Consider the following 9,454-nt stretch of genomic DNA (forward strand, 5'->3'; position numbering starts at 1 on the left):
GATACTCCTATTATTAATATAACTGAACATGAACTGTCGGCGAGTAAATTATCACCACATTTAAATCAAATAATTGACCTACATTAATAAATGTGATGAAAATCACGTCCAATTTTGACTACTTTAAAAATGAAACAATCAAAATAATTCATAACCTATTGATTAACATCAAATGAAATACAATGTAATAATAATTAAAAATAGTGATGCAAGTCACTTAAAAACATTAATTAGGCGATATCCTAAGTCTAATTAAGACAGTCAACTATTGATTAAAACTTAAAGGCGTATTAATTGCTAGAATATAAAGTCTAGCTTATTCTATTGATGTAACAAATCAATTATCTAATATTAAGTATTAGTTTTTACAATAATTCGTCACAATTTGTATTTACAAGTTTCTAATGGTTTCTGCTTAATAGCATATTTTTTTAATTCTTAGATAATTCTTAATTACTATTTAAAAAACATATTACCCAACAAAATTAAATCATCTATCACTATTGGTCATATTTTTATAATTAATAGTTGCAATAATACACTTCAATTATCATCGTAAGAAAAATATTTGTTATTTCAATATGTTATTTAAATACTTAATGTCATAACGGCAACCAAAAACATAGCATACAAAAAAGGAGAATTTCATCGTATCAACTTATCTACCACTACAATAGCCCACATAAAATAATCCTAGAAGGATTTTTCTACCAGAAAGTACTAACTAAAGTCAATCCCATGTTACTCATGAGAAGCGTTATCTTTAATAATAAGAGTAAAACTTACTTAACTTCACATCTGTTTAAAAAAATTCTCAGTAGCTATGCTATTCTGTTACTGGTAACTATTATTTTTTATCAGATTCAATCCCAACAACCGATAACTCGGCTCTCTATATTTCAAGTTTAAGTAAAAATGACTAGAAAGGGCAACCATGCTACAAGAAAGTGTTATCAGGGAAATCATTCTCTGGATAGAGCAAAATTTAGAATCTCGGCTATCTTTAGATACAGTCGCTGATAAATCTGGATATACTAAATGGCACTTCCAGCGCCTGTTTAAAAATCAAACAGGCCTAGCCTTAGGCTCTTATATTCGAGCTAGACGTCTATCATGCTCAGCTGTCGCACTGCGTCTCACAAATGACAGCATCATGGACATCTCGTTGAGATACCGCTTTGACTCTCAGCAAACATTCTGCCGCGCATTCAAAAAACAGTTTAATATCACACCATCAGAATATAGAAAGCGTACAGGATGGAAGGTAGAAGGCTTTTGTTTGCCATTAAGAGAAAGTAAAGAGCTACAAGCAGAAGTTAAACTTGTTCATTTGCCTGCTATCAACCTTCTAGGTACTACTCATCGTTATGTACAAAACATTAATGAGTGGAATCTTAATACGCAAGAATTAAGAAAAAGCTATTGGCGAAATTTTCTTGATAAAAATAAGTACGTTACAAAAAATCTCTACGCTATACATGGAATTGATGCTTCTGCTACTGAAGAAGGTCGCTTTTTATATTCAACAGCTTTTGATGAGAACGAAGTTGATATCGTTACGCCTCAAACAAAAAGTTTAAAATTACCACAAGGGAACTACCTCAAAATCAAATTTATAGGGAGCCTTAAAGGTATTAATTACAATGATATTATTTATACGGTTTACGGAAAAGTATTAGCTGAAATGGATATTGCTCGTGGCGAAGGAGCAGACATTGAACATTATGTGTTGAATTCTAAACCAACCTATAATGAATTCATTGATAATTCACATAGTTATATTAAAGAATTAAATTATTACATACCTGTCATCGCTGAATAATCAAACTAGTTAGCCAGTCGATCCTTCGACTCGCTAACTATAGTCAGCTTATACCGATATTACAGGTATAACGATCAGCGTCACAACACCTATTATTTTAATTAATAACACACAATTAAAATGTCAGGTTCATTTTCGCCCAAAATGTTCTACCTGGCTCATTAACAGGACTGTTTGATGAATAACCAAAACCACTATTTCCAGCCAAATTCAAATGTTCGCTGTAGGTTTTATCAAACAAATTATCAACCCCTGCGCTCAATTTCACATTCTCATTTACTTTATAGGCAGTGTTGAGTGAGAAAATAGTAAAACCTGCACTTTTACTGAAGTCTTTGCCCACAACGTTTCCATCATTGATCGCAACACGATCTTGGCGGCTAACAACACGAATTAACCCCGTTGTTGTCCAATCTCCTTTTTCCCAAGAGAGACCAAAACGGCTTTCGAGTGGTGGCATTTGTGGTAATGCTGAGCCATCCGTTCTATTTTCCCCCCAAGAATAAGCTAAGCTCGCATCCGCTTTCCATTCGTCGCTGAGCTTTTGGGCAATACCCAGCTCCCCGCCCATAATCATCGCATTCACATTTTCAACTTGGCTCATTCTTGAATCCGTTGCGCTATAACGGAAAAGAATGAAATCATCAACACGCCCCATGTAAGCCGAAACCCAAGCATTAGTTTGCTCATTGCTGTATTTAGCACCAATATCTAACTGCGCGGTTTTTTCTGTCTTCAACGTATCAAAAACACGACTCGTGCCATCAGGACCTAGCTTAGGTGAAAAAAGCTCCCAATAATCAGGAAAACGTTCAGTATAACCGACCCCGGCGTACAACATCACTGGCACATCAGAAAGCGAATATTCATAACGAGTAAAACCAGCTGGCATCACCGTATTACGCCCTGAAGCACCTACGTCTTTATAATTATCGACAATAACTCTATCTAAACGCGCCCCACTCACCATTTTTCCTTGCTGTGTTGCGTTCCAAGATAGCTCACCAAAAACACCATAATCCTGAAACTTAGCATCTTTAATCCAACTATTATTGCTATTACTTCGATGCTGATTCGTTTGCATATCAGCACCTGTTCGTAACTCATAGTCAGACCAAATCCAAGTACTCATGACTCGACCGCCAATGGTTTCGCGGTCAACACGCATTTTCATTGGCATATTCATCATGCCGTGGCTACTAGACATATGACCGGAACCCATACCATTTGAAGTTGAGCGTAAAGAGTAATTATCCATAACATGGTCGGCATAGTTGTAGTACATACTCGCTTCAACTTTATCCAAAACAGTACCAATGTTACTTTTTTCAAAACGTAAACCTAAACTATCGCGCTTAAATTGTGAACCATCCATTCCTCTTCCCGCATAGCGTGCTTCACCATCCCCTTTGCCTGCGGTTAATTCTAATAACGTATATTCATCGGGAGTCCAACCCACCGCAATATCTGCATTCCATTTATCCCATTTTGATGGCACTTTATCACCATTGCCATCTTTGTAGTCATTAGAACGAGACTTATTACCTATCAAACGGACATAACCTTTTTCATTACCTATACTAATATCCGCATTAGTATCCAAACGGTGATTAGATGCAGTTAAAGCACTCGCATTCCCTTTAATTCCAGCTTCAGTAAAATCAGGTTTTTCTCTATCAAAACGAATAGTACCTGCTGAGTTACCCGGCCCCCACAACACAGTTTGCGGGCCTTTAATCATATTTAATACATCAAAATTTTCAGGTGAAATATAAGACGTTGGCGCATCCATACGTGATGGGCAAGCACCTAACATTTCACCGTCATTGGTTAAAATTCGTAAACGAGAACCAAACATTCCACGAAAAACAGGGTCACCGTTTGTCCCTCCATTTCTGATTTGTGAAAATCCTGGGATCGTTTTCAAGTAATCGGAGCCATCACTTGCAGGCACAGGCTGCCTTGGTGTTTTTGTTGATGTAGAAATAGTTAAAGGTGAATCAACCGGAGCCGTAACTATCATTACTGAGCTTTCTGATAACAAACTTTGATTAGCACTATTAGCCGCAGCGATAGATGTAGCAGAAAAAATCGCACCAATAACCAACAGAGTCACTGGAGTAAGCTTAAACGTTTGTGTGTTCATATATATTGCCTGTTTCTTTATTAAATATTTTTTGCCTTTGACTCACGGTATTTATTTCGTGCATTAGGGCAGCGCCTAAAAATGAAAGCCAAATTCAGGATGCACGAAACCACTTTGTACACAATGTGGCAAAAGTAAGATAAAAATTAGTTAAATACGTTAATTAAAGAAATCAGGTGTAAGGGGGGGCTCGAGCCAGACGTAATGACCATGGGCGAAATACCCATAACTGAATACAGCGCTCAAAAGGAATAAAGCGTGTGAGAGTAGCCAATTGTCGAATAGCAATGGCAATAAATAAGATTAAAAATGGAAAATGTACTAATAGCTGACAGTAGCCGCAGGCAATATCTTCCATCGGCGACTGTCCCATACCTGTCATTAGCATATGGTTCATCATACCGGTTGATTCGCAATTTTCAGGCGATGGGAGCCCCTGATGCTGATGCATCGAGTGCCCCACCATTTGACTATGGCTATCTGTGCAACTATTCATTTGTGCCATTGATTTTGAAATCAATGGTGCAATAAACAACATAGCGACGGCCAGTAATCCTAGGTAAGTTGCGAGTTCTCTGATAAAGCGGCGCAGGTGCAACGTTTTTCCGTCATTTTAGTACGAATTTATGGGGCAAAAGTGTATCTTATTTAGATGTTTATTGTTATTACTTTTTACCATTAATGTTAAGTATATGCTTTTATTTTTGCACTCCTATATAGATTAAATACTAAGCAGTTATTCATCAAATATTACTTTAGTCATAACAAGTAGAACATTTTCATTTATCTTAATCATAACCCCATGTTGTAATTGACCTTTTTATTCTTTCTTTTAGGCAGCTAATATAATACGAATAAATATTAATCCAATAACAAAAATATAATAACTAATAACATTTAGAATAAAAATGCGACACCACATATAATGAGTTGTCGCATAATTAAAATAGCAATTTTATTTAAGCTAATTATTCAATATTATAGAAAGATGAATATACTTAAATTAAGCATCTTGATTTAAGCCAATAAATTAGCAGGGTTATCAATACAAAGACGCGCGATAATTGCTTTATCGACACCTTTTTTTGCTAGTAACGATAAAAATACATTCGGTACGAAACCCCAACCATTCCCACCATTTTTTGCCCACATTTGTTTTAAAAACACATCGTGGCTTAGCACTATCTGATGTCCATATCCCATTTCAATCAATTGATAAACTGCATCTACAGTTTCTGTGACTGTCGGCGCAACACCTTCTTTTGGAAATGAAATATCGAGGCCTATCATATCAAATTCAAGCCATACGCCTCGGTCTAGCATACGACGTTGATACTCAAAATCTTTACCTGATGGGTCTGAATGCGCTAACGAAATTTTTGCTGGATTAACACCCATTTCTGTAATTAAAATGTCGAGCACTTCATCGCCACGGCGCTGCCAACCAGGCATATGAATATTCATTGATACATGATCATTCGCAAGTTGAGCTAGTGACGCCGCACGTAAACTATTTTTTTCACCATCTGTAAATGATGGAGACACACCAATTTCACCAATCATGCCCGCACAAATATTCGTGCCATCAATACCAATATTTAGCTCGTCATCAATCATTTTTGCCATAGCATCGATATCATTGACTAAGCGGTCGCCTTCAAATTTTTCAATATATAGGCCTGATGAAGCCACAACATTAATACCTGTTTTCACTGCAACGTCACGTAACTGAAGAACATCACGACCAATAGCACTAGAACCCGTCGCATCTACCAATGTTCTACCACCGAGATCTTTAAAATTATTCACTTCATAAATAACATCTTCAATCGGCTTTTTATCCATATTGTCGCAACAACAATAAGGATCATGTTTGAGCCCCCATTGAATATCAGCCGTCACTTTTTTATCAACTAACACATGGGAGAAATCATAAAAAGGCTGATCGACAACGGTTGAGAGATCATTAAATAAATGTTCATGTGGTAACGTTAGCCCCATATCTTCTTTTCTAACTGGACCTGTTACAGTTTGAATATACCCTTTCATAATTATACTCCTGTTGCTTTCGCGGCTTTGGCTTCTCTGAATTCAGGAATGGTTGTGATAATTGCACCCACTAATGCGAATAGCGTTCCAATTATGGTGACAAAGTAAACAGTATTACCTAGTGATGGTAGCAAAGTATCAATTAAGACTGACCCCAATAGTTGACCTGCGGTTGATGCAACACCCAACATTAAGAGACCTAATCCACGAACTAAGATAGCCATTAATGCGATTGACATCAGACCTAATGGGCCACCGAGATACATCCACCAAACACCAGGAAGCTCTAACGTAATGTGACCCAATGCCATACGAATAACCAAAGCAATGGTTAACACAGTAAAACCAACGATAAAGTTCCATGTAATTGAAACTAACATTGAACCTGTTGCATCGGCGACTTTTGAGTTACCTGCTGGTTGCCAACCCGCTAACAAACCCGCCAAGAATGGAAGGATAGCTAAATAAATGGCTGAGCTTGAATGCCATTGTGGTGATACCACAAATAAGGTCGCAATAACGGCAAACACAGCACCAAGAACACGGAAAGTTGTAAATGGTTTTTTCTCATCGATACCAATACCAAATCGGTCACACAGTAAACCTGATAACAAGAGTGCTGAAATAAGCGCTGTTTGGAATGTAGCAATACCAAGTGCACTTGCAGATGCTCCTTCAGAAAAAACGACCATCGCACCACAAAGGCCAGCAAACCAATTCCATAAAGGTATTTTCTTATTTTTAATTAAACTCGGAATTGCTGCAAATTGTTGGCGAGTTTGTTTTTTCGCTAGAATGACAAAAAACATAACAACTAAACCACTAGCAAAAGAAATAACGGCACTCGCATTTCCGTCTTTTAATACATCTCCAAGCTGCCCATTTACGGCGGATTGCATTGGTGACAGCATACCGGCCAAAACCGTCGCTATCATAAGAAAAGGGGTAGAATAACTTTTTGTACTCATAAAATATTCCTTATGGATTTTGACTATGAGTCATTATTATTGTAATCGGTAGGTTAAGCGCAGAGAAAACTCTGCACTTATTTTCTTTATTTTTAGAATTTTAATTTTATAAATTAGCGAGAAACTTGTTTTAAAATATTTACCCACATATCGGTATAATATTCCCAAGCTAAAAACTCACGACTTCCCCAGTGCGGCGAACAGTCACTCATAAAACAACCAGTTTTGCCTTTTTCATATTGGCCAAATACCAATAAAGGATCTTCACCAATATTTAATACAACTTCTGTATTTTCTTTAGCTGTAACTTTGTTATAACCCAAGAACATTGGCCAATTGCTAAAGCCTTTTACTGAATCATGTTCAGAATTAACGGGTGATGCAAAAATACCTTCTGGTTTTTCAACTCGATCATCACCATTAAGCATTTCTACAGGTAATACATCTGCGAGTAATGTATTTTTATAATTTGCTTTAGCCTCAATACCCATAAAGGATAAATAACCCCCTATCATTAACAAGCCGCCACCATTAATAACATATTGTTTAATGAGCTCTAAAGCATTTGGTAATACTTTCATATTGTAGAAAGTATCATTTTGTAATAAAAATGTATTAGCACCAATATCGCTAATCACAACTACATCGTATTTAGCCAACTCTTCAACTGTTTTAGGAAACGCCATTTGCACTGTGTGTGCTGGCATATAGTCAATTTCAATTCCTTTGCTTTTCAAACAGCCTAATAAAAAAGTTGCACCTTCTTCATATTTACTTGAAGTAAAGCTGTCATAACCTTTGGTATGGATCATGTGAATGTGCCATGATTCACCAATAAATAAAATTTTCATTTTCATTCCTCTTTCAGACTATTAATTTATTCAGGAGATTGAGTAACAACCTGAGAGTAAGTTGTTTGATTAATTCGATGCATGACATTAATGTCATCGGGCATTTCAGAAGCATTACCGGTTTCAACTGCAAGAGATGAGAATGCTGAGGCGTAACGTAATGCATAAGAAAATTGCTTACCTTTCGCTAATGATGCCGCCAATGCACCATTAAATGCATCACCCGCCCCCGCGGTATTCTTCACTACTGCGGTATAAGCCGGTGAATAAATAAATTTATTACCGTCATAAGCGATAGAGCCTTTACTACCAAGCGTAATGACAACCTTTTTAACACCTTTTTCATAGATAACTTTCGCTGCTTTTTTCGCTGTTTCTATATCAATCACATTAATATCAGAAAGCAAACTCGCTTCGGTTTCATTCGGTGTTAAAATATCTATTTTATCAATTAACTCATTCACTATATCGTTGTAAGGTGCAGGATTTAATATAATTGGAATATTATATTCATTACCGATGGAAATAATTTCTTTTAATGCATCAATATTTGTTTCTAATTGTAGTAGGATAATATTTGAATTAATCACCCTATCCTTTTGAATTTTAACCTCATCAGCGGTAATATCCATATTAGATCCAGGATAAATAGAAATAATATTTTCACCACTATTTTCGGATACAAATATTGAAGCTGTACCTGTTTGATATTTTTCTGTTTGGTATATTGTTGATGTTTTAATTTTAGATGATGAAATAAAGTTTATAGCATATTCACTAAATTGGTCGGTTCCTATTTTAGTAATAAAATGTACCTGAGAATCTGAATAGCTTGCAGCTAAAGCTTGATTACAACCTTTACCACCTGGGGAGAATATAAACTTGTTTGCTAATAATGATTCACCCGCTTCAGGTAATCGAGGCAAATAACTAATCATATCAACATTAAATGAACCTAATACGCAAACTTTACCTAACACGGCATCATCCTTATTTATTTTATCATTAAAGCTTTCATTACATTCAAGAAATTGAATTATTTCCTTTTTGGCAACTTTATCTAAAGTTTCAAATTCAATATAGGCACCGCCATGACAGCGACTAATAATGCCTTTTTTTGCTAAAGAATTTAAATCTGCCCTAATCGTTTCTTTAGTGACATTAAGTTCTTTCGATAAAACAGAAACTTTCGCTGAGCCTGTTTTTTTTAAAAAATTAATTATTTTCTTATGTCGTTCTGCTTTCATGCCATTTTACCTCATGGCATTAACTCTAATTTATACCTTGTTAAGTTAATGTGACTATAATCATATGTTCCCATTCAAAAGCAAAAAAAAGCAAAAAGCATAAAACTAAAAACAAAAAAAAACAAAAATGCAGTCTTAAAGCTAAATACATCATTTATATCAAGATAATATAGCAACCTATAAATTAGGCTAATTAAAATAAAAAAATATACAAATTCAGTTAATTAAAATTAACTATAAAAATATTTTTAATATTTCATTAAATGAATTAATTTAAATCCAATTTAAAGTCAAATAAATCTTAAATAACATCAATTATATTTATCTTTATTTTACTATAAAGATAAAATAACTAAATATTATCGAATTAT

At 35.4% G+C, this 9,454-nt stretch carries 7 protein-coding genes; 1 reads left to right on the plus strand and 6 read right to left on the minus strand.

Translation table 11 applies throughout. The features are described from left to right. Positions 1 to 934: 934 nt before the first annotated feature. Positions 935 to 1,822, plus strand: coding sequence for a helix-turn-helix domain-containing protein (locus AAZR93_RS07470; RefSeq protein WP_294103101.1), 888 nt, complete (start codon positions 935 to 937; stop codon positions 1,820 to 1,822). A 115-nt stretch (positions 1,823 to 1,937) separates the two neighbouring features. Here AAZR93_RS07470 and AAZR93_RS07475 read toward each other — a convergent pair whose 3' ends face one another. From AAZR93_RS07475 to AAZR93_RS07500, 6 genes are all read right to left on the minus strand, one after another. Beyond that, a complete protein-coding gene (locus tag AAZR93_RS07475; RefSeq protein ID WP_434719399.1) occupies positions 1,938 to 3,968 on the minus strand; it encodes a TonB-dependent copper receptor in 2,031 nt (676 codons plus the stop codon). A 172-nt stretch (positions 3,969 to 4,140) separates the two neighbouring features. Continuing rightward, on the minus strand, positions 4,141 to 4,566 hold the full coding sequence (locus AAZR93_RS07480; protein ID WP_336428854.1) for a DUF2946 domain-containing protein: 426 nt from the start codon (positions 4,564 to 4,566) through the stop codon (positions 4,141 to 4,143). A gap of 419 nt (positions 4,567 to 4,985) precedes the next feature. Continuing rightward, positions 4,986 to 6,017 (minus strand): phosphotriesterase family protein, encoded by a 1,032-nt coding sequence (locus tag AAZR93_RS07485; protein WP_294103092.1) that lies wholly within the window; start codon positions 6,015 to 6,017, stop codon positions 4,986 to 4,988. Between the two features lie 2 nt (positions 6,018 to 6,019). Beyond that, the gene (locus AAZR93_RS07490; protein WP_294103090.1) at positions 6,020 to 6,985 is read right to left on the minus strand and encodes a DMT family transporter; all 966 of its coding nucleotides are present in this window, start codon (positions 6,983 to 6,985) and stop codon (positions 6,020 to 6,022) included. Positions 6,986 to 7,098: 113 nt separating this feature from the next. Next, the gene (locus AAZR93_RS07495; protein WP_294103087.1) at positions 7,099 to 7,836 is read right to left on the minus strand and encodes a glutamine amidotransferase; all 738 of its coding nucleotides are present in this window, start codon (positions 7,834 to 7,836) and stop codon (positions 7,099 to 7,101) included. A gap of 26 nt (positions 7,837 to 7,862) precedes the next feature. Continuing rightward, a complete protein-coding gene (locus tag AAZR93_RS07500; protein ID WP_434719400.1) occupies positions 7,863 to 9,083 on the minus strand; it encodes a PfkB family carbohydrate kinase in 1,221 nt (406 codons plus the stop codon). Positions 9,084 to 9,454 lie beyond the last annotated feature (371 nt).

The sequence above is a fragment of the Providencia sp. Je.9.19 genome (genome assembly GCF_051129765.1).
GTDB lineage: Bacteria > Pseudomonadota > Gammaproteobacteria > Enterobacterales > Enterobacteriaceae > Providencia.

Coding starts and splice junctions, on each gene's coding strand:
- AAZR93_RS07470 (WP_294103101.1), top strand. CDS start 935: ATGCTACAAGAAAGTGTTATCAGGGAAATCATTCTCTGGATAGAGCAA.
- AAZR93_RS07475 (WP_434719399.1), bottom strand. CDS start 3,968: ATGAACACACAAACGTTTAAGCTTACTCCAGTGACTCTGTTGGTTATT.
- AAZR93_RS07485 (WP_294103092.1), bottom strand. CDS start 6,017: ATGAAAGGGTATATTCAAACTGTAACAGGTCCAGTTAGAAAAGAAGAT.
- AAZR93_RS07490 (WP_294103090.1), bottom strand. CDS start 6,985: ATGAGTACAAAAAGTTATTCTACCCCTTTTCTTATGATAGCGACGGTT.
- AAZR93_RS07495 (WP_294103087.1), bottom strand. CDS start 7,836: ATGAAAATTTTATTTATTGGTGAATCATGGCACATTCACATGATCCAT.
- AAZR93_RS07500 (WP_434719400.1), bottom strand. CDS start 9,083: ATGAAAGCAGAACGACATAAGAAAATAATTAATTTTTTAAAAAAAACA.